General features: G+C 67.1%; 25 protein-coding genes. 13 read left to right on the top strand and 12 right to left on the bottom strand.

What is annotated here, in order from left to right; translation table 11 throughout:
- The first annotated feature begins 259 nt into the window (after positions 1 to 259).
- Positions 260 to 1,006 (top strand): FAD-binding protein, encoded by a 747-nt coding sequence (locus tag FHU31_RS10360; RefSeq protein ID WP_167157989.1) that lies wholly within the window; start codon positions 260 to 262, stop codon positions 1,004 to 1,006.
- A gap of 15 nt (positions 1,007 to 1,021) precedes the next feature.
- Here the strand turns inward: FHU31_RS10360 and FHU31_RS10365 are convergent, their stop codons facing one another.
- Genes FHU31_RS10365 through FHU31_RS10375 form a run of 3 tightly spaced genes read right to left on the bottom strand, consistent with a single transcriptional unit; the run spans position 1,022 to position 5,756 of the window.
- Entirely contained in the window at positions 1,022 to 2,896 is a 1,875-nt protein-coding gene (locus tag FHU31_RS10365; RefSeq protein WP_308206729.1) for a putative bifunctional diguanylate cyclase/phosphodiesterase, read from the bottom strand.
- A complete protein-coding gene (locus FHU31_RS10370; protein ID WP_167157991.1) occupies positions 2,893 to 5,016 on the bottom strand; it encodes an Rv1355c family protein in 2,124 nt (707 codons plus the stop codon). Before FHU31_RS10370 ends, FHU31_RS10365 begins: the two co-directional genes overlap by 4 nt.
- The gene (locus FHU31_RS10375; RefSeq protein WP_167157993.1) at positions 5,013 to 5,756 is read right to left on the bottom strand and encodes a hypothetical protein; all 744 of its coding nucleotides are present in this window, start codon (positions 5,754 to 5,756) and stop codon (positions 5,013 to 5,015) included. Before FHU31_RS10375 ends, FHU31_RS10370 begins: the two co-directional genes overlap by 4 nt.
- Positions 5,757 to 6,156: 400 nt before the next feature.
- Here FHU31_RS10375 and FHU31_RS10380 point away from each other — a divergent pair, with 400 nt between their 5' ends.
- Positions 6,157 to 6,612, top strand: a complete 456-nt coding sequence (locus FHU31_RS10380; RefSeq protein ID WP_167157995.1) for a MaoC family dehydratase — start codon at positions 6,157 to 6,159, stop codon at positions 6,610 to 6,612.
- Here the strand turns inward: FHU31_RS10380 and FHU31_RS10385 are convergent.
- Positions 6,605 to 7,795, bottom strand: coding sequence for an acyl-CoA dehydrogenase family protein (locus FHU31_RS10385; protein WP_167157996.1), 1,191 nt, complete (start codon positions 7,793 to 7,795; stop codon positions 6,605 to 6,607). The genes FHU31_RS10380 and FHU31_RS10385 overlap by 8 nt on opposite strands.
- A gap of 102 nt (positions 7,796 to 7,897) precedes the next feature.
- Here FHU31_RS10385 and fabG point away from each other — a divergent pair, with 102 nt between their 5' ends.
- From fabG to FHU31_RS10420, 7 genes are read left to right on the top strand one after another with little or no spacing between them, the layout of a single operon-like run.
- Positions 7,898 to 8,638: a 3-oxoacyl-ACP reductase FabG gene (gene fabG / locus FHU31_RS10390; RefSeq protein WP_167157998.1), complete on the top strand. Its 741-nt coding sequence runs from the start codon at positions 7,898 to 7,900 to the stop codon at positions 8,636 to 8,638.
- The gene (locus FHU31_RS10395) at positions 8,639 to 9,868 is read left to right on the top strand and encodes an acetyl-CoA C-acetyltransferase (protein ID WP_167158000.1); all 1,230 of its coding nucleotides are present in this window, start codon (positions 8,639 to 8,641) and stop codon (positions 9,866 to 9,868) included.
- Positions 9,865 to 11,058, top strand: coding sequence for an acyl-CoA dehydrogenase family protein (locus FHU31_RS10400; protein ID WP_167158002.1), 1,194 nt, complete (start codon positions 9,865 to 9,867; stop codon positions 11,056 to 11,058). Before FHU31_RS10395 ends, FHU31_RS10400 begins: the two co-directional genes overlap by 4 nt.
- Positions 11,042 to 11,755, top strand: a complete 714-nt coding sequence (locus FHU31_RS10405) for a GntR family transcriptional regulator (protein ID WP_167158004.1) — start codon at positions 11,042 to 11,044, stop codon at positions 11,753 to 11,755. Before FHU31_RS10400 ends, FHU31_RS10405 begins: the two co-directional genes overlap by 17 nt.
- A gap of 52 nt (positions 11,756 to 11,807) precedes the next feature.
- On the top strand, positions 11,808 to 13,133 hold the full coding sequence (locus FHU31_RS10410) for a flavin-containing monooxygenase (protein ID WP_167158005.1): 1,326 nt from the start codon (positions 11,808 to 11,810) through the stop codon (positions 13,131 to 13,133).
- Positions 13,130 to 13,753 carry a TetR/AcrR family transcriptional regulator gene (locus FHU31_RS10415; protein ID WP_167158007.1) on the top strand — a complete coding sequence of 208 codons (624 nt, stop codon included), beginning with the start codon at positions 13,130 to 13,132 and terminating at the stop codon, positions 13,751 to 13,753. Before FHU31_RS10410 ends, FHU31_RS10415 begins: the two co-directional genes overlap by 4 nt.
- On the top strand, positions 13,750 to 14,646 hold the full coding sequence (locus tag FHU31_RS10420) for an alpha/beta hydrolase (RefSeq protein ID WP_167158009.1): 897 nt from the start codon (positions 13,750 to 13,752) through the stop codon (positions 14,644 to 14,646). Before FHU31_RS10415 ends, FHU31_RS10420 begins: the two co-directional genes overlap by 4 nt.
- Position 14,647: 1 nt before the next feature.
- Here the strand turns inward: FHU31_RS10420 and FHU31_RS10425 are convergent, their stop codons facing one another.
- Complete coding sequence (locus FHU31_RS10425) at positions 14,648 to 15,082, bottom strand: VOC family protein (protein ID WP_167158011.1); 435 nt, start codon at positions 15,080 to 15,082, stop codon at positions 14,648 to 14,650.
- 77 nt (positions 15,083 to 15,159) lie between these two features.
- On the opposite strand from FHU31_RS10425, the gene FHU31_RS10430 reads away from it, so the two are divergent.
- A complete protein-coding gene (locus FHU31_RS10430; protein ID WP_167158013.1) occupies positions 15,160 to 16,347 on the top strand; it encodes a CaiB/BaiF CoA transferase family protein in 1,188 nt (395 codons plus the stop codon).
- 7 nt (positions 16,348 to 16,354) lie between these two features.
- Here the strand turns inward: FHU31_RS10430 and FHU31_RS10435 are convergent, their stop codons facing one another.
- From FHU31_RS10435 to FHU31_RS10465, 7 genes are read right to left on the bottom strand one after another with little or no spacing between them, the layout of a single operon-like run.
- Positions 16,355 to 16,636: an alcohol dehydrogenase catalytic domain-containing protein gene (locus FHU31_RS10435; RefSeq protein ID WP_167158015.1), complete on the bottom strand. Its 282-nt coding sequence runs from the start codon at positions 16,634 to 16,636 to the stop codon at positions 16,355 to 16,357.
- Positions 16,633 to 18,087, bottom strand: coding sequence for a class I adenylate-forming enzyme family protein (locus FHU31_RS10440; RefSeq protein ID WP_167158017.1), 1,455 nt, complete (start codon positions 18,085 to 18,087; stop codon positions 16,633 to 16,635). Before FHU31_RS10440 ends, FHU31_RS10435 begins: the two co-directional genes overlap by 4 nt.
- A complete protein-coding gene (locus FHU31_RS10445) occupies positions 18,080 to 19,519 on the bottom strand; it encodes a class I adenylate-forming enzyme family protein (RefSeq protein WP_167158018.1) in 1,440 nt (479 codons plus the stop codon). Before FHU31_RS10445 ends, FHU31_RS10440 begins: the two co-directional genes overlap by 8 nt.
- Positions 19,512 to 20,981 carry a class I adenylate-forming enzyme family protein gene (locus FHU31_RS10450; RefSeq protein ID WP_167158020.1) on the bottom strand — a complete coding sequence of 490 codons (1,470 nt, stop codon included), beginning with the start codon at positions 20,979 to 20,981 and terminating at the stop codon, positions 19,512 to 19,514. Before FHU31_RS10450 ends, FHU31_RS10445 begins: the two co-directional genes overlap by 8 nt.
- Positions 20,981 to 21,754 carry an enoyl-CoA hydratase/isomerase family protein gene (locus FHU31_RS10455; RefSeq protein ID WP_167158022.1) on the bottom strand — a complete coding sequence of 258 codons (774 nt, stop codon included), beginning with the start codon at positions 21,752 to 21,754 and terminating at the stop codon, positions 20,981 to 20,983. The genes FHU31_RS10450 and FHU31_RS10455 overlap by 1 nt, the downstream gene beginning before the upstream one ends.
- Positions 21,755 to 21,760: 6 nt before the next feature.
- Positions 21,761 to 22,576, bottom strand: a complete 816-nt coding sequence (locus tag FHU31_RS10460) for an enoyl-CoA hydratase/isomerase family protein (protein ID WP_167158024.1) — start codon at positions 22,574 to 22,576, stop codon at positions 21,761 to 21,763.
- A 30-nt stretch (positions 22,577 to 22,606) separates the two neighbouring features.
- Complete coding sequence (locus FHU31_RS10465; RefSeq protein ID WP_167158026.1) at positions 22,607 to 23,389, bottom strand: enoyl-CoA hydratase/isomerase family protein; 783 nt, start codon at positions 23,387 to 23,389, stop codon at positions 22,607 to 22,609.
- Positions 23,390 to 23,498: 109 nt separating this feature from the next.
- Between FHU31_RS10465 and FHU31_RS10470 the strand changes: the two genes are divergently transcribed.
- The 3 genes from FHU31_RS10470 (at position 23,499) to FHU31_RS10480 (ending at position 26,363) form a co-directional block, all read left to right on the top strand.
- The gene (locus FHU31_RS10470) at positions 23,499 to 24,245 is read left to right on the top strand and encodes a FadR/GntR family transcriptional regulator (RefSeq protein WP_167158028.1); all 747 of its coding nucleotides are present in this window, start codon (positions 23,499 to 23,501) and stop codon (positions 24,243 to 24,245) included.
- Positions 24,238 to 25,113: an enoyl-CoA hydratase/isomerase family protein gene (locus FHU31_RS10475; RefSeq protein WP_167158030.1), complete on the top strand. Its 876-nt coding sequence runs from the start codon at positions 24,238 to 24,240 to the stop codon at positions 25,111 to 25,113. Before FHU31_RS10470 ends, FHU31_RS10475 begins: the two co-directional genes overlap by 8 nt.
- A 74-nt stretch (positions 25,114 to 25,187) precedes the next feature.
- Positions 25,188 to 26,363: a thiolase family protein gene (locus tag FHU31_RS10480; protein WP_167158031.1), complete on the top strand. Its 1,176-nt coding sequence runs from the start codon at positions 25,188 to 25,190 to the stop codon at positions 26,361 to 26,363.
- Positions 26,364 to 26,368: the final 5 nt, after the last annotated feature.

Below are 26,368 nucleotides of genomic sequence, written 5' to 3' on the forward strand. Positions count from 1 at the left end.
GGGTCGGGTGCTATCTTCATCTGGTTGCCGCGGTCCATGCTGGCAAACCCCCTCGATCCCTCGCGTGGACCGCGGCTCCTCTTTGCGAAAGTGTGCTGGTGCGGGGCTGTGTGCGTCTCGGTTGATTACTTCCACAAGTGTCAATACTGTGGGGAGCCCCGACTTCCGGGTCTGCCTGAACGCATCGCCTCTGTTGCTCACAGCCACACTGCGTACGCGGCGGTTCAAGATTGAGCAACGGTGAGGTCACTAACGAGCCATGTGGGACGACGAGGTCGAAGTCATTTCGGTAGGTGCGGGTCCGGGGGGCCTGGCCTACGTGGCGGCCGCCGCCGACGCCGGGCTGGACGTCCTGATCGCGGCGCCGCCGCGGCGCACGGACGTCCACGCCGGTGACGCTGCGCGCGGCTGGCTGCCCACCGTCGGCGATCCTGCCACCGACGAGTACCTGGCCGAACTGGTCGCCGGGGCGACTCCGCCGGCCGTTGCCGGCGCTCCCGATCTGCCGGTGCGCACCCTGTACAGCCCGCCCGTGCAGCGCACGCGAAAATCCGTCGTGGAGACCTTCGTCGGTCCTCGGCTGTCCGTCTGGGCCGGCGCCTGCCTGGCGTCCTCGTTCGGCGCGGTGCTGACGACGGTGGACCACTGGCCGGCCACCATGCGCACAGCCGAGGGTCTCTCGGTGGGAGTCGCCCCGATCGGCGCGGCGGACGGCCGCGCACTGGACGATTGGCTGGCCGAGGCGGTGCACGAGCGGGAGATCTCCACCCTCGACGACGCGACGTTGCAGCGCCTGGTGTTCGAGGACGGCCGGGTGATCGGCGTGGTCTTCGACACGCCTGACGGCGAGTACGCGGTGCAGGCCCGCCATGGCGTGGTGTTGACGCCGACCGAGCCGACGCCGACCGCGCCGGTCCCCGCCGGCGGCGATATCGCGCTGGTGGGGCTGGCGGGGAGTCGATTCGTGCGGGTTGAGTTGGTGCACACCGAGGATGCCCCGGACTGAGGCCGCAGCTAGCGTCTAGGGCCGCAGGCCCGTCGAGAAATCGACCGAGACCCGGCGCTGGCGCAGCAGCGCCTCCATGGCGTCGCTGGAGATCGGGCGCGAGAGCAGGAATCCCTGCGCGCGGTGGCAACCGTGGCGCAGCAGCGTCACCGCGGCCGAATCCGTCTCCACCCCCTCGGCGATCAGTTCGAGCCCGAACGCCTCCGCGAGCGCGATGATGGCGCGCACGATGGCGAGGTCACCCGGGCTGGCGCCGAGGTCCTGGACGAAGCTCTTGTCGATCTTCAGCGCGTCCACCGGCAGCGACTTCAGCAGCGACAGCACGCTGTAACCGGTCCCGAAATCGTCGATGGCCACCTGCACCCCGACATCGCGCAGTCCGGCCAGGGTGATCCGTGCGGTATCGATGTCCTGGACGACGACGCTCTCGGTGATCTCCAGGCACACCGAGCTGCGTTCGAGTCCGAACTCGTGCAGGATGCCGGCGACCGATTCGATGAACCCGTCGGCGACCAACTGCACCGGTGAGACGTTGATCCGCAACACGGTGTCCTGGCCGACGCCGTTGGCCTGCCATCGGGCGAAGTCGGCGCACGCGGTACGCATCACCCAGCGGCCGAGTTCGCCGGCGAGATTGATGGATTCGGCGACCCCGATGAACGAGTCGGGGGCGAGCAAACCACGCGTCGGATGCTGCCAGCGCACGAGCGCCTCAGCGCCGAGAATCCTCCCGGTCCGCATATCGATCTCAGGTAGGTAGCGCAGGAACAGTGCGCCGGTCTCGACCACGTTCTGCAGGTGCAGTTCGATATCGTTGCGGAACTCGTTTTCCAGTTCCATCGCGTCGGAGAACACCGCCACCTGATTGCCGCCGGAGTTTTTCGCGGTCAGGACCGCCTGATCGGCGCGTCGGAGCAGATCCGAGGTGGTGTCGCGACCCGGGAAGCCGAGCGCGACGCCGATGCTCACGGTGCGCGTGAGCATTTCACCGTCGATCGGTACCCGTTCGCCCAACACGGCTTGCAGCCGGTAGGCCAGCTCTTCTGCCTCGACCGTGGACATCGCCGCCGCCGGGATCACCACGAACTCGTCGCCGCCGAGCCGCGCGATCATGGCGGGTCCGACTGCCGCGGCCAGCCGCTCGGCGAGCACCCGGATGAACCGGTCACCGGCGATGTGGCCGAGGTAGTCGTTGATCGCCTTGAGCCGGTCGAGATCCAGGAACAGCGCTGTCACCGGACCCGGTCGTCGGGCTCGTAGCCGCTGGTCCAGGTGCGCGGTCAGGGCCCGCCGGTTGTGCAACCCGGTCAGGTCGTCGTGTTCGGCGAGAAAGCGCAGCCGGTCCTCGGCGGCGACCCTGGCCTGCACCTGCGCGAACAGCGAGGCGATGGCCATCAGGGCATTGAGTTCCTCGTCACTCCACTGCCGCACACCGATCTTGACGAAGCCGAGGACGCCGGTGGTCACCTCGCCGGACAGCAACGGCACGCACGCCATCGACGTGGTGGGGATATGCCGCCCCGACTCGATGGTCCGCTGGTAGTCGAGCGTGCTGTTGGGATCGAATACCTTGGGCGCTTTGAGGGTTTCGGCGAGCTTGAACACCGGGTCGGCATCGGCGAAGTAGACGAGCGCGAGGGGATCGGGCCCCTCGCTCTCCGGCCTCGGCGGCCATTCGGCGATCAAGCGGGTCGCATGAATCGTGTGGTCGTTGTGCCGCAGGAAGCTGAAGTCGACGTCGAAGTACTTGACCAGTTCGGCCAGGACCTGCCTGCTGACCGAGGCGGCGGTAGCGGCGTCGACGGCGATCAGTCGGGTGGCGACCGCTGTGACGAGTAGCTCCAGACTGGGGGGCGACACCTCTACCTCTTGTCCGGGCGTCGCCGTCACGGCGACACGGTCTGGCGGGGTGGACTCTGACGGCGGCTCCGCACCGACGGAGGCGGGGCCTCGGTGAATCGCAACACCAATGCCTGTGCCTCCTGCGGTTCGGCGCCGATCAGCTTGCGGAAAGTGTATTGCAGGGAACGCAGTTCACCGGTGAAGGTGGGGGTCAAGGATGCCAGTTCGTTGTCATCGTGGGCGTAGAGGAAGGCGGGGGAGACGGGTTGCACCGCCAGTCCGTGCTGTTGGGCGGCGATCCAGACCGCCTCGACGGCCTCGCCGGCCCGGGCGTAATCGGCCAGCGTGCCTCCGGCGAACGACACCACCGCCAGGGCCGAACCGGCGACGACGCGGTCGCGGGTGTCAGTGCCGAGCACACCACCGGCGTCCCAGCGGGCCAGCTGTGCCATTACGTCCGCGCGGCGCAGCACGTCTAGAACCGCTAGATCCGACGCCGGTAACTCCAGGCCGCGCACGTCGATCCCATACTCCGGAGCGGGATCCCCCGGCCACCAGAGCTCGGAGAACATCTCCGCGTGCAATGTCGGGGTGAGATACCGGAGGCGGTCCGCGGCGGCCAGAACCGCTGCGCCCGCTTCGATTTCACTTCTGGCGGTGAGCAGGTGCAGCCGGACGCCGAAGTGGGAAGCCTTGGCCCGCAACAGTTCTGCAACGTGCGGCGAGATCTCGGTGCCGGAGCCCCGATGTCTGTTGGTGGCGCGGTCGAGCATCGGTGCGTACAGCGCCGCCAGCTCGGGGTCGGCCGCGCCGGACAGAGACACGACTGCTTCCAGCGGTGAGCTCTTGCCGCCGCCGGTAACGGTCACCTCGGTGCCGTGGCCGCGCGACGCGGCGGCCACCCTGGCGTTGAACACCGCGGCGCCGAGGGCGACCGCGCTGCCGCGGAATTCGACGTCCATCATGGTGGTCCGGGCCGGATCGATGCGCACCGTCAGCGTGTCCCGCCCCGTCTCGATCTGCCAGGGTTGCGCATTGCCGCCGGACGGGGCGCGGGTGGCGGCCGCCGCCATGACGGTCGGAACGGACGCGAACTCGCCCTGGTCGAGGTCGGGGACCACCTCGTCGACGTGATCCCGCTGGGCGGTATAGGGGTCGGTGGAGTGCGTCATCTCCGCCCCGATATCGATGCGCACCCGGCCCGACGGCAGGGTTTCACCCAAGCCGATCCGTCGCACCGCTTCGGTGACGAGTGACGCGCCGAGCGTCACCTCACCGGCCAGTTGCGGCCAGGTCGACAGGGTCTCGCCCACCTCGCACAACGACGCCGCCATCCGCGCGGACAATTGGCCGGCATCGAGGATGCCGAGCACATGGGGCACCTTGTCGGCGCTGGTGAGACCCGCCAGGCCAGCGGTCTGCACGTCACCGAGCAGCCCGTGCAGAATCGGTCGGGCCGGATCCAGATCGAAACGCTCGACATCGACGAGACCGCGATCGCTGGTGGCCATCAGCACCGGGATGCGGCGGGCCCGCGCAGCCTCGCGCAGCAGCACCTTGGTGTCCAGGGAGTCACAGACCTCGACGACGATGTCGAGGCCGTCGAGGAAGGCGTCGATCGTCTCGGGGGTGAGCCCGGAGGTTTCGGCGCGCACGGGCAGGTACGGGTCCAGTTCGGCGATCCGGCGCGCGGCGACGATCGCCTTGTTGTGGCCTTCGTCGAACACCGTGGCGGGCACCCGATTGAGATTGCTGAGCTCCAGATCGTCGAAATCGGTGAGCCGCAATTCGCCGCAGATGCCCTGAGCGGCAAGAGTGTGCGCGATCACGTGACCGACACTGAGTCCGACGATGCCGATGCGCAGCTCCCCGAGCCGGTTCTGCTCGTCGAGGGTGATGAGATTGCGGTTACGGTCCAGCCGGAGCCGGCGGAACGCCCGCGGGCCGAGCATCGCCAACACTGATCGTCGCCACGGGAAGTAGATCCAGTGCGGGGACTCGGCGAGGATGTCCTCGGTCGGTTCGGGCGTCAGCTTGAGCAGAGCGGCGCGTTGTCCGGCCAGATTGTCGATGAACTCGATATCCGGCCTGGCGCGCAGTTGCCAGAGCAACTCGGCATGGCCGGCCTCGTCATCGGACAGAATGATCGCATTGCCCGTTTCCGTCACGCGTCGCTCCCAGCTGCGGTGTCGTCGGCATCCAGCCCGGCCATGAGCGGCAACAGAATTCGCGACTCGGCCAAGATCGTCGAAATCTGCTGCGGTTCGGCCGAGCGGGCGAACTCGGCGCGATCCCACCACATCATCTTCGTCTGGTACCTGGCATCGGGATAGGGGGTGGCGGGTATGCGAGACACGACGATACCGCCGGAGGACCGCCAGCGGTCCAGTACATGCGCCGCGGCCGTCGCCATGGCGAATTTGGCTCCCAGTATCGCGGTGGCGTGTAGCGGCATCCGTGCGAGCGCGGCGGTCAGATTTCGTCCTCGGTCGTGCTTGGCGGTCCAGGCCGTCTTGATCTCCACGACGCCGAACGGTAGGCGGTCGCCGATCATTTTGCGGACGGCCGTCAGCCCGGGCTGGCCGTCCCACTCCACGACGGCGTGCGACTCTTCGACCGCACCGTAGGGACCCTGGGCGCGCACCCCACCCACGACCGTGCCGGTGGAGTCGAGTGCGGTGAGGAAGAGCGACGTCATGGCCGGATCACGCAGGACATCTTCGTCGATCGCGCGTTCGGCACCGTGCTCCCGGTAGCTGTACAGCGCGCCGTCGATGAAGTCGTCCCACAGTTCGGGCTCGGCTCCGGGCGTACTCATCACGAGGGTGCAGTCGGTGCCGACGTCCCACCATTGCGCGGTTTCGACTGCGCCCGGTGCGGTAGTCACCTCGGCCAAGGAAGTGCTCATCGTGAACCCCGATCGAGTAGCCGGCATCGCTGCTGCGATGCGTGCATTTTCATGCCATTTCAAATAGGTCGATTAAGTATCGCCATATCCTGGGGTTATTCCAGAGGAATCTTTTGACCGTAAATGCCAACCATTTGCTGTAGCGAAAACCCGGACTGAACAGCAATGACCCGGCCATGGCTATTTATTATGTTTTGCGTCAATTAATGGGGACGAAGCATAGGATACGGCAAAAATTTCGCATTGTGTCAATAATTGCCTGCGTGATCGCGGCCGGCTGGCCGTCTCGGGGCCCGGATTGCCGTATTTGGCCGAAGGCGACGAGTTCGCGCTTCGGACCCGGTGGTCGGGCCGTCCTCACAAGAGGCTATGTATGAAGCGTTACTCGAGAGGAGAAATAGTGAAAGTCTTCAAGGATCTCGCCGAGTTGGTGGCCGGTGTCGGCACTGAACTCGGGCCCACCGAATGGCTGGAGATCACCCAGGACCGGGTGAATCTGTTCGCCGACGCCACCGAGGACCATCAGTGGATCCACGTCGATCCGGAGCGGGCTGCTGCCGGGCCGTTCGGCGGGGCCATCGCCCACGGCCTGCTGACGCTGTCGCTGTTGCCGCACTTCTCCCATCAGCTCTACGGCGTCGAGGGTGTCAAGCTGGCGGTCAACTACGGCTACAACAAGGTGCGCTTCATCAGCCCCGTGAAGGTGGGTGCGAAGATCCGCGCGCGTGGCGTGCTCACCGATGTCGCCGTACCCGCCCAGGGCACCGCGCAGGCGACGGTCACCGTCACCATCGAGATCGAGGGGTCGGACAAGCCTGCCGCGGTGGTCGAGTCGATCGTCCGCTACATCAGCTGAGCGAGGCGCGCCGACGAGCGGCGGCTTTGACGAGGGCGCCACCGATGATGAGCCGCTGAATCTCGCTGGTGCCCTCGTACAGGCGCAACAACCGCACCTCGCGGTAGATGCGCTCCACTGCCACCTCGCGCATATAGCCACTGCCACCGTGGATCTGGACAGCCGAGTCGGCGACCTGTCCGGCCATCTCGGTGCAGTACAACTTGGCTGCCGACGGTGCGATGCGTCGGTCCTCGCCGGATACCCACAGCCGAGCGGCGTCGCGGACCAGGGCACGGCCGGCCATCACGCCGGTCTGCTGGTCGGCGATCATCGCCTGTACCAGTTGGAAATTGCCGATCGGCGTCCCGCCCTGAGTGGCGGTGGCGGCGTACGACACCGATTCGTCGAGTGCGCGTTGGGCGGTGCCGACCGCCAGTGCGGCGATATGAACGCGGCCGCGGGCCAGTGACGTCATGGCAGCGCGATAGCCGATGTCCTCGCTGCCGCCGACGAGGCTGTCCGCACCGACACGGACGTCGTCGAAGCTGACGTCGGCGGTCCAGGCGCCCTCCTGGCCCATCTTGGCGTCCTTGGCCCCGATCGCCACGCCCGGTGTGGCGGCGGGGACCAGGAATACCGCGATCCCGGCGCCGTCGGCATCGGCCGGACGGGTGCGGGCGAAGACCACGAACAGGTCAGCCGTCGGAGCATTGGTGATGAATCGCTTCTGGCCGTTGATCACCCACTGTGAACCATCCTTGACCGCCTTGGTGCGCAGGCCGGCCGGGTTGGACCCGGCTCCGGGCTCGGTCAGGGCGAAGGAGGCCACCACCGCACCGGAAGCGATGTCCTCCAGCCAGCGGGTCTTCTGCTCGTCGGTGCCGAAGCCGACGAACACCTGTCCGGCGATGCCGTTGTTGGTGCCGAACATCGACCGCAGCGCCAGGCTGGTATAGCCGAACTCCATCGCCAACTCGACATCCTGGGCCAGGTTCAGCCCCAGGCCGCCCCATTCCTGGGGGATGGCGTAGCCGAACAGGCCGAGGTCCCTGGCCTGTTGGCGGATATCGTCCGGCACCTTGTCGGCGGCCATGATCTCCAGCTCGCGGGGTACCACCTGAGTGCGGATGAACTGCCGGGTGGCGGTATGGATATCCGCGAAATCCTTGTCGCTGACCTCGCTGGTGACGGCTGATGACATGGGTCGATCTCCTTGACTGCTACCCGGGGTAACTCGGACTCGATGCAAGAAATATCATATTTTATGTTGAGTTCGACAGCTGCAGAGGAAGGAGCGGGCGCGATGGCCCTGTTAGACGGACGCACCGCGGTGATCACCGGTGGTGCTCAGGGGATCGGATACGCAATCGCGGAACGATTCATCGCCGAGGGGGCCCGCGTGGTCCTCGGTGACCTCGATCTCGAAGCGACCGAAGCGGCGGTGGCGCGGCTCGGCGGCACCGCTGTCGCACATGCGGTGCGTGCCGATGTCACCTCGGCGGCCGAGGTGCAGGCGCTCGTCGTATCCGCGGTCGACACCTTCGGTGGCCTGGACATCATGGTGAACAACGCCGGAATCACGCGGGACGCCACCATGCGCAAGATGACCGAGGAGCAGTTCGATCAGGTCATCGACGTCCATCTGAAGGGCTGTTGGAACGGTACCCGGCTGGCCGCGAACATCATGCGTGAGGCCAAGGGCGGCGCCATCATCAACATCTCGTCGATCTCGGGCAAAGTCGGCCTGATCGGTCAGACCAACTACTCGGCGGCCAAGGCCGGCATCGTCGGCCTCACCAAGGCTGCGGCCAAGGAGGTCGCGCATCTGGGCGTCCGGATCAACGCGATCCAGCCCGGACTGATCCGCTCGGCGATGACCGAGGCCATGCCGCAACGCATCTGGGATCAGAAGCTGGCGGAGATTCCGATGGCACGCGCCGCGGAGCCCAGCGAGGTGGCGTCGGTGGCGGCCTTCCTGGCCTCGGACATGTCCTCCTACATGACCGGCTGTGTGCTCGAAGTGACCGGCGGGCGGCATATCTAGATGGCGCACTCGCTCAATGACACGGTGGTCATCTGTGAACCGGTGCGCACCGCGATCGGCCGCTACGGCGGGATGTTCGCGTCGCTGACGGCCGTGGACCTGGGCGTGGCGGCATTGCAGGGCCTGCTGCAGCGCACCGGGGTACCCGCCGACGCGGTAGAGGACGTCATTCTCGGCCATTGCTATCCGTCCAGCGAAGCACCGGCCATCGGCCGGGTGGTCGCCTTGGACGCCGGTCTGCCGATCACGGTGCCCGGCATGCAACTCGACCGTCGCTGCGGATCGGGCCTGCAGGCCGTCATCCAGGCGTGTCTGCAGGTCGGCAGCGGCGCACATGAACTCGTCATCGCCGGCGGCACCGAGTCGATGAGCAATGTGGTGTTCCATTCCACCGATATGCGGTGGGGCGGATCGCGCGGCGGTGTCACCGTGCACGACGGCCTGGCCCGTGGGCGGGTCACCGCCGGCGGCAAGAACTACCCGGTGCCCGGAGGCATGCTCGAGACCGCCGAGAATCTGCGCCGCGAGTACGGCATCTCGCGTCTGGAACAGGACGAGCTGGCGGTGCGCTCGCACCAGAAGGCGGTTGCCGCCCAGACCAGCGGGGTACTCGCCGAGGAGATCATTCCGGTCACCGTGAGCTCCAGGTCCGGCGAGCAGGTCATCGACACCGATGAGCATCCGCGTGCCGACACCTCGGTGGAGACGCTGAGCACGTTGCGTCCCGTTCTCGGCAAGACCGACCCGGACGCCACCGTCACCGCGGGTAATTCCAGCGGGCAGAACGACGCGGCGTCGATGTGCATCGTGACGACCACCGAGCGGGCCGCCGAACTGGGCCTCAAACCTCTTGTCCGGCTGGTCTCCTGGGGCGTGGCCGGGGTCGCACCCAAGGTGATGGGTATCGGGCCGGTACCGGCCACCGAGGTGGCGTTGCGCAAGGCGGGGCTGAGTCTTTCGCAGATCGACATCATCGAGCTCAACGAGGCCTTTGCCGCACAGGCACTGGCGGTGCTGCGGGAATGGAAGTTCACCGAGGCGGACCTGGAGCGCACCAACGTGCGCGGATCCGGAATCTCGCTCGGGCACCCGGTGGGCGCCACCGGCGGCCGCATGCTCGCCACGCTGGCGCGGGAACTGGACGCCCGCGGTGCCCGCTACGGACTGGAAACCATGTGCATCGGAGGCGGGCAGGGGCTGGCCGCCGTATTCGAACGGATCACGTCATGACCAAACTCGCACAGACCCTCGGACTGACCGAGGTGCAGGCCGAAATCGTTTCCACGGTAAGGCAGTTCGTGGACAAGGAGGTCATCCCGAACGCCCAGGAGCTGGAACACTCCGACACCTACCCGCAGGCCATCGTCGATGGTATGCGCGAGATGGGATTGTTCGGACTGATGATTCCGGAGGAGTACGGCGGGCTGGGGGAGTCCCTGCTGACCTACGCGCTGTGCGTGGAGGAGCTGGCTCGCGGCTGGATGAGTGTCTCCGGGGTGATCAACACCCACTTCATCGTCGCCTACATGCTGCGCCAGCACGGTACCGACGAGCAGAAGCAGCGCTATCTGCCGCGGATGGCCACCGGCGAGGTGCGCGGTGCCTTCTCGATGTCCGAGCCCGAGCTCGGTTCCGATGTCGCGGCGATCCGCACCAAGGGCGTGCGCAATCCAGGTGGTGGTTACACCATCAGTGGCCAGAAGATGTGGCTGACCAACGGGGGCAGCTCGACACTGGTGGCCGCGCTGGTGAAAACCGATGAGGGAGCGGCCAAACCGCACCGCAACCTGACGGCCTTCCTGATCGAGAAGCCGGCCGGGTTCGGCGAGGTGAAGCCGGGCCTGACCATCCCCGGCAAGATCGACAAGATGGGTTACAAGGGCATCGACACCACCGAGCTCATCTTCGACGGTTATGTCGCCTCCGACGAGGACGTGCTCGGTGCGGCGCCCGGGCAGGGTTTCTTCCAGATGATGGACGGCATCGAGGTGGGTCGGGTGAACGTGTCGGCGCGGGCCTGCGGTGTGGGCATCCGGGCCTTCGAACTGGCGGCGCGTTACGCCCAGCAGCGAGCCACCTTCGGCAAGCCGATCGCCGAGCATCAGGCGATTGCCTTCCAGCTGGCCGAGATGGCCACCAAGGTCGAGGCCGCGCATCTGATGATGGTCAATGCCGCGCGACTCAAGGATTCCGGTGAACGCAACGACGTGGCGGCCGGGATGGCGAAATACCTTGCCAGCGAATTCTGTTCGGAGGTGACTCAGCAGAGCTTCCGGATCCACGGGGGTTACGGCTACTCCAAGGAGTACGAGATCGAGCGGCTCATGCGGGATTCTCCGTTCCTGCTGATCGGCGAGGGCACCAGCGAGATCCAAAAGACCATCATCAGCAAGAATCTGCTCGATGAGTACCGCATCTGAATCCGGCGGGCGAGCGAAGCGACGGGGCGAACCGGACTTCGCGGTCCGCCCGCAGCTGTCCGACGATGTGGCCCGGGTGGTGCGGCGCCGTATCTTCCACGGCACCTATCCAGCCGGGATGTACCTGCGCCTGGATCAATTGGCCGACGACCTCGGGATCAGCGTCACGCCGGTGCGCGAGGCGCTGCTGAACCTGCGCGCCGAGGGACTGCTGGTGCAGCACCCGCGGCGCGGGTTCATGGTGCTGGAGGTCACCGCTCGCGATATCGCCGATGTGGCCGACGTGCAGGCCTACGTCGGTGGGGAGCTCGGTGCGCGGGCGGCCGCGAACATCACCGATGAACAGCTGGCCGAGCTCACTGGTATCCAGGACGAGCTGGAAAAGGCCTACGAACACAACGATCTGGACCGGACGGTGCGGCTCAACCATGAGTTCCACCGGCTGATCAACGTCGTCGCCGATTCGCCGAAGCTCACCCAGGTGATGTCCGGGGTTACCCGCTACGCACCGGAGTCGGTGTTCCCGACGCTGGAGGGCTGGCCGGCCCAGTCGATCAAGGACCACCGCAACGTGATCGCCGCGCTGCGACTCCGGGACGGTGAACGGGTCCGGGTGGCGATGGCCGAGCACTTCACCATCGGCGTGCAGCCGCTGATCGAGCATCTGATCGGACGGGGCGTCATCGCACCCGATTGACAAGTGTCAGAAGTCGTTGACGTGTGTCAGGTGGCTGGGTAGGGTCCCCGCCATGCAGCGAGCGCAGCCACGCACCGCGGTGATCGGTGCGGGCATCAGCGGCTTGACGGCCGGCAAGATGCTCAAGGACTACGGCGTCCCGTACACCACGTTCGAGATCTCCGATCGCATCGGCGGTAACTGGGCGTTCGGCAATCCGAACGGTCTGTCCAGCGCCTACCGCTCGCTGCACATCGACACGTCCAAACATCGCTTGTCCTTCAAAGACTTTCCGATGCCGCGGGACTACCCGGCCTTCCCCCATCATTCGCAGATCAAGGCCTACCTGGATTCCTACGCCGACGCATTCGGGTTGTTGGAGCACATCGAATTCACCAATGCGGTGGTGTCGGCCCGACGGCGCCCGGGTGGCGGCTGGCTGATCGAGGACCAGGCCGGGAACAGTCGGGAATTCGATCTGCTGGTGGTGGGCAACGGCCATCATTGGGACGCGCGGTGGGCGGAATTCCCCGGCACGTTCGCCGGCGAGTCGATTCACTCGCACCACTACATCGACCCGCAGACGCCGCTGGCGCTGACCGGCAAGCGGATCCTGGTGGTCGGTATCGGCAACAGCGCCGCCGACATCACCGTCGAACTCTCGTCGAAGACACTGCAGAACAAGGTCACCCTGTCGACCCGGTCGAGTGCCTGGATCGTGCCGAAGTTCCTCGCCGGCGTACCGGGTGACAAGATCTTCAAGACCTCACCGCACCTGCCGCTGTCCTGGCAGCGCAAGATGGCACAGCTGCTGGTACCGCTGGTAGGCGCCGACCCCACGAAGTACGGGCTACCCGCACCCAATCACAGGCTGTTCGAGGCGCATCCCACCCAATCGGTGGAACTCCCGCTGCGGCTGAGCTCCGGAGACGTGATCCCCAAGCCGAATGTGTCGCGACTGGACGGCGCCACCGTGCATTTCGAGGACGGAACCTTCGACGAGTTCGATGTCATCGTCTATGCGACCGGTTACAACATCACCTTTCCGTTCTTCGACCCGGAGGTGATCAGCGCCCCCGGAAACCAGATCCGGCTCTACAAGCGCATGTTCAAGCCGGGATTCGACGATGTGGTCTTCATGGGTTTCGCCCAGGCGGTGCCGACCCTGTTCCCCTTCGTCGAATGCCAGGCTCGGCTCCTGGCCGCCTACGCGGTGGGGCGCTACACCCTCCCGCCCACAGACGAGATGGAGCGGGTCATCGATGCCGATCAGCAGCTGCACGCGGGGCACTGTACCGATCGCCCCCGGCACACCCAGCAGGTGGACTACTTCGTCTATGAACATGATCTGCGTACGCGGGAGCTGCCCGCGGGGATGAAACGGGCTGCGAGAGTATGAGATCACCGACCGACCGCAGGCCCGCCGTGCGCAGCGATATGCGCCGCGAGGCCATCCTCGACGCGCTGGACGAATGGTTGCGGGCATCGAGCCTGGAGACCGTCAACATCGCCGAGATCGCCAAACAGGCCGGGGTGTCGCGGTCGGCGTTCTACTTCTACTTCGAGAACAAGGCAGCCGCCGTCGCGGCGTTGATGGAGCGGATCATCGACGAAGTCGACATGGTCAACACCGAATTCGTCGCGGGTGAGGCGAACCCCAGGGACCGAGTGAACGCCATGCTGGACGGGTTGTTCGATACCTGCGACCGGTACCGTCACGTGTTCGCCGCCATGCTGGAGGCCCGGGGTTCCAGCGCGGCGGTGCGCGAGATCTGGGATTCGGCGCGGGAATCGTTCGGCCCGTCGGTGGCCGATCTGATCGCCGCACAGCGTCATTCCCCGTCGTTTCGCTCGCCCCTGGAGGTCGCACCGGACCCGCGGGTGCTCGCGTTGGTGCTGCTGGAGTTCAACGACCGGCTCATCGAACGGTTCATCCTGGGTGGTCCGCTGTCGCGCGAGGAGCTGACGGATGCGGCTGCCGCGGTGTGGCTGTCCACGGTGTACGGAGTGGGCCGGTGACCGTCCAGGAGACGTCCTTTCGCGAGTTGACCTTCGACTCTGAGGGAACGTCCTGTAGCGCTTGGCATTTCCCGGCAGAAGGTTCCGCGCCGCGGCCGGCCGTGGTGATGGCCCATGGTTTCGGGGGCACCAAGGATTCGGGTCTGCAGCAGTTCGCGGAACGGTTCGCCGCAGCCGGTATCGACGCGCTGGCCTTTGACTACCGAGGATTCGGTGCGTCCGGGGGCGACCCACGACAGACGATCTCACTGGAGCGGCAGGTGCGCGATTACCACCGCGCCGTGGACGCAGCCGTTGCGCTGCCGAACGTGGACCGCATCGTGCTGTGGGGAGTGTCGATGTCGGGCTGCCATGTGCTGCGGGTGGCAGCCGAGCGCGAGGATATCGCCGCAGTGATCGCGCTGACCCCGATGACCGACGGCCTGGCCGCGGGGCGAACCGCGATCGCCGGGCCGAAGGACCTGCTGCCCGTGGTGCGCTGGACCGCGGCCGGACTGCGTAACAAGGTCGCGGTGACCCGAGGCGCGGCAGCGACGTTCATGCCGATCGTCGGCAGGCCCGGCGAGGCCGGAGCCCTGACCCTGGCCGGAGCCTACGAGAGCTACCTGGCGATGGCCGGGCCGACGTGGCGCAATGAGATCGACGCCTCGGTCGGACTGGAACTGAGCCGGATGAGCACCAAGGCCGCGGCCCGTAGGCTGGGAGTCCCGGTGCTGGTGCAGATCGGCGACTTCGACCGGTTCGCCCCGGCATCGGCGGCGGCCAAGACCGCGGAGCAGGCCCGCGCCCAGGTGCATCACTATCCGTGCGACCACTTCGACGTGTGGCCGGGCAATGACTGGTTCGACCACGCGGTGGGTGACCAACTCGCGTTTCTGGCCCGTACCGTGTGAATCAGCCGAGGCGGACCGTGCCGTCCGCCTCGACACGCCAGCCCGGATTGTGGGCGATCTCCCAGATCGCTCCGTTGGGGTCGCGGACGTGCGCGTGGAAGACGCCACCGAACTGTCCGGGTTGGGGTGGTTTCAGGACGGTGCCGCCGGCCCCTGCCATCACCGCGACGATATCTGCCACATCCGCGCGGCTGGCCACGTTGTGCGCCAACGTGATTCCCGAGACGTGAACGGCCGCGTCATCGGGTGCAAGGCCGAGGTCGGCGTTGAACTTCTCGGCGAGGAAGAATCCGAGCACCTGACCGGGCGCGGTCTGATAGAAGACGATCTCGCCCGCCACGTCCAGCAGCGGAAGCCAGCCGAGTGCGCCGTAGAAGCGGCGGGTGGCGTCCAGGTCGGCGGCGGCAATGGTGACGAAATTGAGCTGCTGATCCATGGCACGACGGTAGCGCGGGGCCGGGGAGACCGTACTGTAATACTTACAGTCTGTACTTCGATGGAGGTGACGGCGCGATGCCAGGTGTGCTGGATGGGATCCGGGTGCTCGACTACGGGCGCTTCATCGCCGCGCCCTGGTGCAGCGCGATCCTGGCCGATATGGGCGCCGAGGTGTTACGGGTGGAAAAGCGCGAAGGCGGCGAGGATCGCTGGGTCCAAGCCGTCACCGAGAGCGGGGAGGGCGGCACGTTCTTGCAATGCAACCGCAACAAGCGCTCCCTCACGCTGGATTCCACCACGGTCGAGGGAACGGAGATCACCCGCCGTCTGGTGGCGCGGGCCGATATCGTCCTCGCCAATATGCCCGCCGCGGGGATGCGAGCCAATGGTCTGGATTACGAGACCTTGCGTGCAGTCAAACCCGACATCATCTTGGCCAGTGCCACCGCCTACGGCGAGGGTGGGCCCTACAGCGACAGGATCGGATTCGACGGGGCCGGGCAGGTGATGTCCGGCGCGGTGTACCGACAGGGCCTGCCCGACATGCCGATTCGCACGGTGGTGCCATATGCCGACTTCGGCACTGCGCTGACGCTGGCGATCGGGGTGATGATGGCGCTGTATCACCGCGACCGCACCGGGGTGGGCCAACATGTGGAGGGCGCGCTGCTGCCGACCGCCCTGATGCTGTCGAACGCCTTCCTGATCGAGCGTGAACTGTTGCAGGTGGACAAACCCCGGATGGGTAACCAGGGAGCCTCGGTCGCCCCCTGTGACCTGTACAAGACCGCCGATGAGCAATGGGTGCTGCTGCAGGTCGCCGGCCAACCCATGTTCAAACGCTGGTGCCGGTTGGTCGATCGCCCGGAGCTCTTCACCGATCCCCGCTTCGCCGACGACGACTCCCGCTGGCAGCACGGCGACGTGCTCAACGGCATCATGGCCGACTGGTGCGCGGACAAGACGAAGGCCGAGGTGCTCGGGCTGTTGGAGAAGGCGAAAATGCCTGCCGCGCCGCTCTATTCTCCCCAAGAGGTGCTCGACGATCCGCACATCCGGGCGATGGGATATCTGCAGCGCGTGCCATTCCCGGGGGCCTCCCGTGAGGTGCCGATCATCGAGACCCCGTTCCGGATGTCGGCCACCCCCGGCACCATCCGGCGCCGCGCGCCACTGCTCGGTGAGCACACCGATGAGGTGCTCGGTGAGATCGGCTACGGCGCTGCGGAAATCGATCGGCTGCGGGCCGGCGGCATCGTCTAGGACCGGGTCACCGGTCGGCTTCGGTGAACCGGATGACGCCACGAAGATTCCTGCCTTCGAGCATGTCGAACGAACCGTCGGACACCGGGGGCCCGGATAGCAGCCCCATGCCGAGGTCACACAGGTTGCGTACGCCGGACTGGCAGGCCGGGCAGGTCCCGCAGGAGGGGATGACGGACATCGCCACGTGGTCACCGACCACCAGATCGTCCACCCCCGGTCCGATCTCGATCGGCTCCACCGACCACGACGTGTGGAAGTCCCATACCAGGGCGCCTTTTGTCTTCACGGTTCCTGGCTTTTGCTCAGCAGCGCGCGCAGGCCCGTGACGTCCACCTTGCCGGTGGCGCCGCGGGGTAGGTCGTCCTCATCGGTCAGCACCAGCCAGACTGTCGGAATCTTGAAGTGGCTGAGCATGTCCCGCGCCGCGGAGCGCAGGTGCTCGACGGTGCGGTCGGTCACCACCGCGGCGCCGACACGGCCGCGCACCTCGGTGACGTGGGCGGCGCGTACGCCGTCGATGCCCCGCAGCGCCCGCACCACCTCGCTGGGGTACACCGTCGCCCCGCTGACCTTGAACATGTCATCGCAGCGGCCGTGGTGGAAGAGGAACCCGTCTGCGTCGAGATGCCCGAGATCGCCGGTGGGGTAGAAGCCCTCCGGGGTGAAGGTGTCCTCCCGGCTGCGCCGGCAGATGCCGCGCAGTACATGCGGCCCGCGAATCTGGATCTGCCCGACTGTTCCGACGGGCGCGGGGGCGCCGGTGTCCAGGTCGGTGATGCGGACGTCCATGCCCGTGAACGGTTTCCCGCAACTGCCCCACGCCGATTCCGGCATATCCGTGTCGGCCGGGTATCCGCAGTACGGGCCGAAGGACTCGGTCATCCCGAACAGCGACGCCCGCGCGCCCGGCCGCGACCGCAGGTCCGGTGTCAGCAGTGCCTCCAGGCTGCCGGGCAGCAAGGTGGGCAGTGGACCGGTGTGCCTGGCCAGTGCTTCGGCCTGATCGGGCCAGCCGCGGAACAGGGTGACCCGCTCACGCTGCAGCAGCGCCAGGGTGCTCTGCGGAGTCGGCAGCGCCTCGGTCACCAGCGTCGCACCGGCGAGCAGCACGGACAGGATCCCGGCCCCGAACCCACCCACCCAGAAGAACGGCATGGGCAGATACAGCCGGGTGTCTGCGGTCACGCATCGCGCCGCGAGACCGGAGCGCACGGCGGCCAGGGCGTTGCCGTGCGAGTGCAGCACCCCTTTGGGGGCGCCGCTGCTGCCCGAGGTGAACATGATGGCCAGTGGATCGGCAGGCCGTACCTGCGGTAGCGGGCCGGTACCGTTGAGGGTCAACGCATCCCGCACACCCCAGATGCGACGCAGCGCGGGGAGCGTCTCCTGCCGAATCGGGTAGCGACGGCCCCGGAACTCCTCGACGGCGATCAGGTGTTCGACGGCGGCCATCCGCAGCTGGGCGTGCAGTTCGTCCGGCGTCAGCAGGGTACTGAGAGGCACGAGCACTGCACCGAGCCGGGCTACTGCCAGCGCCAGCAGCACCCAGTCCGTGCCATTGGGCATGAGCAGGCCCACCCGGGTTCCCTTGGTGATGCCGGTGCCGACCAGACCGGCGGCCACCGTCGCCGTGCCGGAGTCGAGTTCGGCGTAGGTCAGGGCCGTGGCGGTGTCGACGACCATGGCCTTGTCGAGTCCGGCCCGGGTCCGCAGGACGGTGCCGATGGTGTCAGACATCGGTGAACAACTTCCGCAGGCCGCCGAGATCGACCTTGCCGCTGGCGAGCATCGGGACCCGCGATGCCCGGCAGGTGGTGACCACCCGCGGGATCTTGAACGCCGACAACGTGTCCCGTAGCGCGGTGCGGATCGCGCCGGCATCGACGTCGCCGTCGGTGACGATCACCGCGGCAACCACCTCCCCGCGTTCGCGGTCGGGCAGGCCCAGCACATGCGCCGTCAACCCCAGTGCGGCCAAGGCCTTTTCCACCTCGGATGGTGTCACATTGGCGCCTGCGGTCTTGATCATCGAGCCCGCCCGGCCCTGGAAGTAGACGTAGCCGTCGTCGTCGATCCGCACGATGTCGCCCGTGTGGAACCAGCCGTCGGCGTCGAAGCAGTCCTCGCGCGAGTGCCCGTGATAGTGCTGCATCAGGAAGGGGCCCCGGATGCACAGTTCGCCACTGCCGAGCACCCTGGTCTCGAAACCGGGGGCGGGCCGTCCGTAGGAGCCGCGCCGGTGCGGGGGTTGATCGGTCTCGTCACCGTCGAGCAGCAGCACGCTTCCCGCCTCGGTCATGCCCAGCATGTTGTGGCGCAGTTCCGGATCGGCGGGCTGGACGTCGGACGCCATGATGGGGTAGAGATTGCCCCGCCGCGCGGTGAACCGGCGGGTGGGATAGCTCGGATGCCGGGTCAGGTGGGTGACACCGGAGACGAATCCGTTGGTCACGGTGGGCGCTTCGGCGTCGAGGAGGTCCAGGGTGGCGGCCGCGTCGGCAGTGTTGGAGCAGATCAGGGTGGCGCCCGCGGTGATGGTGGCCAGCAGGCCGAAGGCGAATCCGCCGATCCAGAAGAACGGCGAATTGCAGTACAACCGGTCCATGGCGGTCAGCCCGCGGATTGCGTTGAGATGGCGCTGCTGCGCCAGCAGTGCTCCATGGGTGTGGACCGCACCCCTGGGCGGCCCCGTCGATCCGGAGGTGTAGATGACGGCCAGCGGGTCACAGGGGTCGACATCGGCTTCCAGACCGGTCAGATCCGGCTCGTCGGCCGTGGGTGGCTCGAAGAGCACCTGCCGCAGACAGGGCGTCTGCACGCCGTCCAGCCGCTCGACGTAGTTGTGGCCGCGGAAAGAGCGCGCCGTCAACAGGATCGACACATCGCTGTCGATCAGCTGCGTTCGCAGTTCGGCCGTGGTGAGAAACGTCGAGAACGGCACCACCACCGCGCCGATCCGGGCGGCCGCCAGCATGCCCACCACGAAGTCCGCGCCGTTGGGGTACAGCAACCCGATGTGGGTACCTTTGCCGGCGCCCATGCCGACCAGTCCGCGTGCGACCGCTGCGGAGCGCCGATCGGCCTCGACGTAGCCGAGTCGCTCATCGTCACAGACCAGCAGGGGGTGGTCCGCGCGTCGGCGGAGCAGTTCGACCAGCGAGCTAGGCACGATGCGGGGCGGGCGGAGCGACGGGATGTGTGCCTGCGAAATGCTCTCGGACGGCACCGAGATCGGCCTTGCCGGACGGGGTGCGGGGGATCACGTCGACGATGGCGATATCGGTGGGGATCTCGTAGCGGGCCAACCGGGTGGCGAGGAATTCGGACAGGTCCGCTGTGGTGGCCTGCCCGTGCAGTTCGACCATGGCCACGGGTGTCTCGCCGAGCCGTTCGTCGGGGCGCCCGATCACTGCGGCACCGCGCACCGCGGGATGGGCCTCCAGCGCGGTGCGGACATCGTCGGGCATCACCTTGAATCCGCCGCGGATGATGGCCTGATCGGCGCGACCGAGAATCCAGAGGAAGCCGTCGGCGTCGATACGCGCGAGGTCGGTGGTGCGCAGCCAGTCCGCGGTGTCCATCTGGGCGGGAATGACTTCCAGCAGACCCTGTTCGTCGGGTCCCACCGGCGTGCCGTCGTCGTCCACGACCCGCAGTCGAGCACCCGGGTTGGCCCGGCCCACGCTGCCCCGCTTGGCCGCCCAGTACTGCTGGTGGTCGGTCAGGGTCCAGCCGGCCACCCCGCCGCCGAACTCGGTGGCCGCGTACGACGTCAGCACCGGGATGCCGAACTTCGCGGTGAACGCGTCGGCGTCGTCGGCCGACAGCGGAGCGGTCCCCGACGTGACGGCACGGACACCGGCCAGATCATCGCGGGTGAGATCGGAGTGCAGCACCATGCGCAGGGCCGCGGGTACCAGGGACACCGCGCGGGGCCGGTGCGCGCGTACCGCTTCGGCCCACCGGTCCAGTTCGAACTTCGGCAGCAGCACGAACGGCCTGGCCTCGGCGATGCACAACAGGATCCGGAACACGCCGCCGACATGGACCAGCGGTGAGTTCACGATCGCCACGCCGGTGCGCAGTCGAGTCGGGGCGGGCAGGTTCTCGGGATCGCGGCCCATCACGCTGCGGGCCAGCATGGTGTAGGTCAGGTCGACGCGCTTCGGCGGTCCGGTGGTCCCGCTGGTGAGCATCCACACCGCGACGCCGGGGCGGCCGGGGTCCGCGGCGGGCGCACCGGTAACGGACGGCTGCGCGTCGAGACCGGCGAGGGTGACCAGCATGGTGCCGTCGGTCGGGGTGGCCAGGTTGGCCAGATCATCGGCGAGCCCAACGATGACGGGCAGGGCGAGCGCGGCGATATCGGCACGGGTGCGTTCGTCACCGCGGGAGGGGTTGATCACCACAACGGTGCCGCCGGCCTCCAGGATGCCGAGCAGTGCCGCCACGTGCGCCGGTGTGTTGCGCAGCATCACCCCGATCCGGCGCGCGCCGGTCAGTGCGCCGATCCGCCGTGCTGCCCTGCCGATCTGCCCCCAGCTGGCCCACTGACCGTCGTACTGGATGGCCCGGGCAGCGGAGTCGAGGTCGAGAACCTGACCGATGCGCCGGGAAAGAGGATGGGGCATCAGCGGATCCGCGGCGTCGTCTTGGCGACCGGGCGGGCGGCCAGTTCGTCCTTGGCGATCGGGTTGCCCAGCCGGGTGTAGATGAGACCCTGGTCCATCGCCGCGCGGTAGGGCTTGTCCAGTGACTCCCAGATGGCCTTCACGGTGCCCTGCGTCGCGGTTGGTGGTTTGGCGGCGATGGTGGCGGCGATGTCGTGGGCGCGGGCCCACAGGTCGGCGCGGGCTACCACCTCGGTGACCAGTCCGATTCGCAGTGCGGTGTCGGCGCCGACCCGTTCGTCGTTGCCCATCAAGGCCATCCGCAACGTGTCACCCAGGCCGATGCGACGCATCAACCCGATCGGCTCCAGTGCCGACACCAGGCCGGCGCTCACATGCGAGTCGAAGAAGGTGGCCTCCTGCGAACAGATCACCACATCGGATTCGTTGACGAAGTACAGGGCACCGGCGGTGCAGATGCCCTGGACGGCGCACACCACCGGCTTCCACATCTTCTGCCATTTGGGGCTCAGCAGCTCACCGGGATCCTCGTGGTTCCAGACGATCTCGGGTTGCCCATAGGACGATTTGACGTCCAGGCCCGCGCTGAACGCGCGGTCGCCCGCGGCGCGCAACACGACGGCGTTGACGCCGTCGTCCTCCTTGACGGTGTGCCAGGCGTCGCGCATCTCGTGGCACATCGCCCGGTTGAACGAGTTCATCGCCTCGGGGCGGTTCAGGGTGACGGTGGCGACCCGGGCCTCGTGATCGAGATCGAGCAGGATGGTGTCCATCGTCGATTACCGCGCCTGCCAGTTGGGCTTGCGCTTCTCCACGAACGCCCGCGGTCCCTCCAGTGCGTCCTCGGTGCGGGTGACCCGTTCGCGGAACGTCTCGGCGAGGATCTCGCCCTCGTGCAGCGGCAGGTCCAGGGTCTTGTGGATGGCCAGCCGCGTTCCGCGGACCGCGAGCGGCGCATTGAGATTGAGCGTGTCGGCGATCTCGTGCGCGCGTTCCAGCAGGTGAGCGTGTTCGACGATCTCGGTGATGAGCCCTAGTTCGTAGGCGCGCTGCACCGTCATCCGCTCGTGCTTGCCCATCAGGGCCATCCGCAGGGCCACCGACCGGGGGAGTGCACGGGCCAGTCGCACCATCTCACGGGCCGCCACCAGGCCGATGCTGACGTGCGGATCGAAGAACGTCGCGCGATCCGAGGCGATGATGATGTCTCCGGTGGTGACCCAGTCCAGGCCTGCGCCACAACAGATTCCGTTGACCGCCACGATGACGGGTTTGGTCATGGTGCGAAACGGCGGGGTGCCCTCCTGCGGCGCCTCCCACTGCTCGTAGGTGGACAGGTAGGGCCGCTCGTTGACGACCTTGCCGTCACCGGGGATCTCCTTGACGTCGGCGCCGGTGCAGAACGCCCGTCCGGTGGCGGTGACGATCGTCAGCCAGATGTCGTCGTCGCTCTCGGCGGCATCGTAGGCCGACCGCAACTCCGTGATCATGTGCGGCGACAGCGCGTTGAGGGCGTCCGGGCGGTTGAGGGTGATGGTGGCCTTGTGGCCGTCCACCTCGTAGATGATCGTGTCGAACGAGAGTGTGGGTGACAAGTCGTTCCCTTTCAGGGGCTTTCTGGGCTTTCAGAGGCCTTTGTAGGCGGGGTCGCGGCGTTCCCGGAAGGCAGCCAGGCCTTCCTTGAAATCGGCGGTACGGCAGGACAGCTCGAGGTTGGACAGTTCCTGGTTCATGGACTGCGACAGGGTCGCGGACTGGCCGTAGGCGATGGCCTGCTTGGCCAGCCCGATCGCCACGGTGGGGCCGGCGGCCAGCCGGGCGACCAACTCGTCGGCGGCCGCGGTCAGTTCGTCGGCGGGGACCGCGGCGTGGATCAGCCCCCAGTCGGCGGCGTCGGCGCCGGTGACCTTCTCACCGAGCAGCAGCATGCGTTTGGCGCGGGCGACACCGGCCAGTCGCGGCAGTAGCCAGGTCGCGCCGGAGTCGGGGCTGAACCCGCGCTGGACGAACGGCTCCCACAGGGTGGCCGCGGTGTCGGCGAGGGTGAAGTCGGCGGCCAGCGCCAGATTGCAGCCCAGTCCGACGGCCCAGCCGCGTACCGCGCACACCACCGGCAGCTGGATGGTCGCGATCAGTTCGACGAGCCGGTTGGCGGTATGGGGGATTCGGCGCACCAGGTCGCCGGTGCGGGGCCGTTTGCCGTCGGTGTTGGTGGCCACCCAGTCGGCACCGGCGCAGAAGTGGTCGCCGGCGCCGGTGAGCGCGATGGCGCGCAGCGCGTCGTCATGGGCGGCGGCGCCCAGAAGCCTGACCAGATCGTCGATCATGCTGTGGCTCAGTGAGTTACGCCGGTCGGGGCGGTCGAGTGTGATCCGCAGGACCGCGTTGTCGACAGAGGTGGTGAGCACCTGGGGTCCGGCCTTTCAAGGTATATACAGTTGACCATACAGTAGGTCATCCGGTTACTATCCTGTACAAGTTAGCAAGGAAAGCCTCCAAGGGGAACAGGAGAGTTCGGTGCCACGCATCCGCCAGCCGAGGGTCGCCGAGATCGTCGCGGCCAAGTTGCGCGATGACATCCTGTCCGGGCGGCTGCGTGAGGGCGACATCCTGCCGACTCAGGAGAGCCTGTTCGCCGAGTTCGGGGTCAGCCCGCCCGCCCTTCGGGAGGCCGTCCACCTGCTGGAGACCGACGGCCTGATCACGGTGCGCCGCGGCAACATGGGCGGCGCGGTGGTTCGGTTGCCGTCCCCGGAGCGCACCGCCCAGATGATCAGCATGGTGCTGCAGACCCGCGCGGCCACCCCGGCCGACGTCAGTGGCGCGCTGCTGCATCTGGAGCCGATCTGCGCGGGGATGTGCGCCGCCCGCCCGGACCGCGGCATCGAGGTGGTGCCATACCTACAGGACGAGATCGCACTGCAGACTGCGCAATTCGGTGACCCGGCCCAGTATGTGCCCAATGCCCGCCGATTCCACGAGGTGCTGGTGGCGCGCTGCGGCAATGAGCCGATGATCCTGCTCATCGGGTCCCTGGAACTCATCTGGTCCACCCATGAATCGCAGGTATGGGGTGACGATGTGCACGAGGGCACCATGCGAGCCGCCCTGCGTGACCATCAGCGTCTGCTCGACGCCATCGCCGATGGCAACGTGGCCAGGGCCACCAAACTCGCCGCCGACCATCTCGCGGCGGCTCGGCGCTCCACGCTCGCCGCCGGAACCGACAAAACCATTGAAGCGAGGCTGATTTCGCATGACTGATGACAGGGTGCTCTTCGAGGTCGATGCGGACCGCCGTATCGCGACCATCACCTTCAACAACCCCGGGCAGCGCAACTCCTACGATGCCGCGATGCGTGACGAGATCGCCCGCTACCTCGACATCGTCGCCGAGGACGATGACATCACCGTGGTGTTGTTGCGCGGCGCGGAGGGTGTGTTCAGCACTGGTGCGGACATGAACAACGCCTACGGCTGGTACGGGCAAAAAGAGGGAACCGACGAGACGCCGAAGAAGTCCCGGCCCAGCCAACGTCGCCGACTTACCGTGGACCGCAAGTCGTTCGACTTCTATCACAACTTCCTGGGCTTCCCGAAGGTCACGGTCGGGGAGATCAGCGGCTACGCCCTCGGCGGCGGTTTCGAGATGGCGTTGATGACCGATATCTCGGTCATCGCCCGCGACACCAAGATCGGTATGCCCGCCACCCGCTTCCTGGGTCCGGCGCTGGGCAGTCTGCACATGTTCTTCCACCGGCTGGGCCCGGTGCTGGCACGCCGGATGCTGCTCACCGGCGACATCATCGACGCGGGTTCGATCGAACACCTCGGCATCTTCACCGACACCTGCGACGCCACCCAGGTGCACGCCCGGGCGCAGTACTGGGCGCAGAAAGCTGCCAAGATGCCGGCCGACGGCGTGGTCATCGCCAAGGAAGCCTTCCGGTGGGTCGAGCAGAGTCAGGCCTATCAGGGCGAAGAGGTGGCCAGCTACGTGTTTCACGCCTACGGCACCAACCTGCAGTTCTCGCCGGGGGAGTTCAACTTCGTCAAGACCCGGGCCCAGCACGGGACCAAGGAGGCGTTCCGGCTGCGTGACGAGCATTTTCACGTGCCCGAACCGCAGTAGCGAACCTCGCATCGGGGCACCTACAGTGGGTGCTACGTTTACATAACCAACGGATATCGTAAAGGTGGACAGATATGCCCCAACCCGTGATCGTCGGTGCTGCCCGCACCGCCATCGGCCGGTCCTTCAAGGGGACGCTGGTCAACACGCCGCCAGAGGCACTGCTCGGCGCGGTCCTGCCCGAGGTGGTCCGGCGCGCAGGTATCGATCCATCGGTCATCGACGACATCATCATCGCCGAATCGCATTACGGCGGTGGCGACCTCGCACGGTACGTCGCACTGTTGTCGGGGTTCGAAAATGCGCCCGGCCAGGCGGTGAACCGGCACTGCGCAGGCAGCCTGACGGCGATCGGCAATGCAGCGGCCCAGATCGGCTCGGGGATGGAGCGCTCGCTGATCGCCGGTGGCGTGCAGTCGTTGTCGATGACGCCGCTGATGAACCAGCGCATTCCCGGCCCGGAACTGAAGTTCGAAGAGCGTTGGCTACCGCCCATCCACCCGGAGGCCCCGGATGCGCCGGCGCGCGATATGTCCATCACGGTCGGATGGAACACCGCACAGACGTACGGCCTGACCCGCGAGGAGCTCGACGCCTGGGCGGCGCGCTCCCATCAGCGCGCCGTCGCCGCGCAGGATGCAGGCAAGTTCGCCGATGAGATCGTGCCGCTCAAGATCACCCAGGCCGACGGCTCGGTCATCGAGTTCAGCGTCGATGAGCATCCGCGCCGGGACACCACCGTGGAGAAGCTCGCCGGCCTCAAGGTCCTGCACCCGGAGATCGAAGGATTCTCCATCACCGCGGGCAACAGCAGTGGCACCAATGATGCTGCCGCTGCTGTCGCGGTGGTCGCCGACGATTACGCGGCCGCGGAAAACCTCAACGTGCTGGCGAAGGTCCGGGCCTGGGGTTCGGTCGGTGTGCCCGCCAAAGACACCGGACTCGGCGGTGTGAAGGTGATCGGCAAGGTGCTCGACCGCGCCGGCCTCAAGCCTTCCGATGTCACGCTGTGGGAGATCAACGAGGCCTTCGCGTCGGTGCCCTTGGCGGCGGTGCGTGAATACGGTCTGGACGAGGAACTCGTCAACTTCTCCGGCAGCGGCTGCAGCCTGGGCCACCCGATCGCGGCCTCCGGTGCCCGGATGATCACGACGCTGATCTACGAACTGCAGCGTCGCGGCGGCGGTATCGGCGTGGCGGCGATGTGCGCCGGCGGCGGTCAGGGCGGCGGGCTCGTCATCGAAGTTTAGGCACC

This window comes from Mycolicibacterium fluoranthenivorans (assembly GCF_011758805.1).
Classification (GTDB): Bacteria; Actinomycetota; Actinomycetes; order Mycobacteriales; family Mycobacteriaceae; genus Mycobacterium; species Mycobacterium fluoranthenivorans.